This window comes from Micromonospora sp. WMMD736, assembly GCF_049179015.1.
GTDB lineage: Bacteria > Actinomycetota > Actinomycetes > Mycobacteriales > Micromonosporaceae > Micromonospora.
The window spans coordinates 1-2,071 of record NZ_JBMHMI010000110.1 but is presented as its reverse complement, the minus strand read 5'-3'; the positions used below and the strand labels follow the sequence as shown (position 1 = coordinate 2,071).

Annotated in this window: 2 protein-coding genes and 1 pseudogene; 2 read left to right on the top strand and 1 reads right to left on the bottom strand. The window is 67.3% G+C overall.

Going from position 1 to position 2,071, the window contains the following annotated elements:
• Nucleotides 1-218: 218 nt before the first annotated feature.
• Both ACN269_RS34305 and ACN269_RS34300 read left to right on the top strand, forming a co-directional pair.
• Complete coding sequence (locus ACN269_RS34305) at nt 219-755, top strand: zinc-binding dehydrogenase (protein WP_421477438.1); 537 nt, start codon at nt 219-221, stop codon at nt 753-755.
• Nucleotides 736-903 (top strand): annotated as a pseudogene (locus ACN269_RS34300) (YciI family protein); the annotation flags it as partial. The gene ACN269_RS34305 and the pseudogene ACN269_RS34300, both read left to right, overlap by 20 nt.
• On the opposite strand, the gene ACN269_RS34295 reads toward ACN269_RS34300, so the two are convergent.
• Nucleotides 852-1,619, bottom strand: a complete 768-nt coding sequence (locus ACN269_RS34295; protein WP_421477436.1) for a cytochrome P450 — start codon at nt 1,617-1,619, stop codon at nt 852-854. The pseudogene ACN269_RS34300 and the gene ACN269_RS34295 sit on opposite strands and share 52 nt — an antisense overlap.
• Nucleotides 1,620-2,071: the final 452 nt, after the last annotated feature.

Below are 2,071 nucleotides of genomic sequence, written 5' to 3'. Positions count from 1 at the left end.
ATGCGTCCTACGCACTGCTCGACGCTGCCACCGCGTTGGAACTGCCCGACTGGGTCAGCGATATCGACGGTGCCGCGCTGCACTACCCGTTCCATCTCGGCTTCTTCGCGCTGGCCGAACGGGGCCGGCTGCAACCGGGTGAGACGCTGCTGGTCCACGCTGCGGCCGGCGGAACCGGCTCCGGAGCGCTGGTCCTCGGCAAGGCGCTCGGCGCGCGGGTGATCGCGACCGCCGGCAGCGCGGAGAAGCTGGACTTCTGCCGCGAACTCGGGGCCGATCACGTGATCAACTACCGCGAGCCCAACTGGGCCGAGCGGGTGGTCGAGCTGACCTACGGCCGTGGCGTCGATGTCGCCTTCGATGCGGTGGGCGGCAGCGTGTCGGTGGAGACCTTCAAGGTGATGGGCTTCAACGGCCGCCATCTGATGGTCGGGTTCGCCGAGGACATCCAGCTCGAGGACGGTGACTACCTCTCGCCGCGGCCCATCGCCTACGGGAACTTCGACGTGTGCGGTGTCTGCCTGGTCTACGTCACCGACCCGCTGGCCGTGCGGCGCACCCTGGGCTTCAACTGGCCGTCCCGTGCCGAGGGTCTCGACGCTCACACAAAGATCCTCGAAATGCTGCGAACCGAACGCATCTCGACGGTGATCGGCGCCGAGATCGAGTGGGATGACCTGCCCGTCGCTCTGGAACGGATGGCGGCGCGCCAGACCGTCGGGCGACTGGTGGTGAGCACCGGCGCACACGCCTGACCGCTACGACGGCGAGGGCAAGCCACCGGTCACCGACGGTCCGTTCGCCGAGACCAAGGACCTGATCGCAGGGTGGATGATCATCGACGTCGACTCCTACGAACGCGCTGTCGCGCTGGTCGGTGAATTGTCCGCCGCGCCCGGCGCGGTGCCGTAGTCGGCACCCGCAGATTCTCGCGGCGTCAGCCGCATCGGCATCTGCTTCACCCCGGGAACCATGGTGGCCCGCATCCGAATTACCGCTCCGTCGAGCGTGATGCCGTCGAACCGTAAAAGCAACTCTTCGAGCAGCACCCGGGCCTCCAGCCGTGCCAGCTGCGCGCCCAGGCAGGAGTGCTCACCGCAACCGAAAGCCAGGTGGGGATTCGGGTTGCGGGTGATATCGAGCCCTTCGGCGGTGGGACCGAACACCTCCTCATCGCGATTGGCCGATCCGTAGAGCATGGTGACGAATTGGCCCTCGCCGATCAGCCGTCCGCGTAGTTCGACGTCGCGGGTGGCGCACCGGGTCATGTTCGCGACCGGCGAGGTGAACCGGAGGAGTTCCTCGACGGCCGATGGCATGAGTTCGGGATGCGCACGCAGCAGCGCGAACTGGTCGGGGTGCTCGACCAGGGCCAGCGTGCCCAGGGCGATCAAGTTGCGGGTGGTCTCGTTGCCCGCCACCAGGAGCAGCAGGCAGAACTGCAGCAGGTCCTGATCGCTGAGCCGCACCCCGTCGACCTCGGCGGCGACCAGGGTCGACAGCAGGTCGTCGCCGTCGCGCAGGTTGCCGTTGCGGCGCAACAGGATCAGCTCCTGGAAGTACTCGTAGAGCTCGCCGACCGCGGCGAAGGTGTCCAACTCGACATCGGGATCGTCCATCCCGACCGTGGCGTCCGACCAGGTCCGGAACTGCTCCCAGTCCGAGTCCGGGGCCCCGATGAGTTCGGCGATCATCCGGGTCGGCAGCGGCGCCGCGATTTGCTCGGCGAACTCGATGCGATCGTTGGGGTTGATCGCGTGCAGTGCAGCCCGGGCGAACGACCGCAGCTTGGGCTCGAGGATCGCCACCTGACGGCGGGTGAACCCCATGTTGATCAGCTTGCGCAGCTGCCGGTGCCGCGGTGGGTCGGTGAAGATCAGACTGCCGTCCAGCACGGGGTTCTCGATCCTCGGGTCCGGGACGGTGATGCCCTTGGCCGACGAGAACAGCGCCGGATTGGTGGAGACGAACCGGATGTCCTCGTATTTCAGCAGTGCCCAGAACTCGTGCTCGGCGTTCCAGCAGACCGGGTCGGTGCTCCGCAATTCGCGGAAGGCGGGATAGGGGTCGC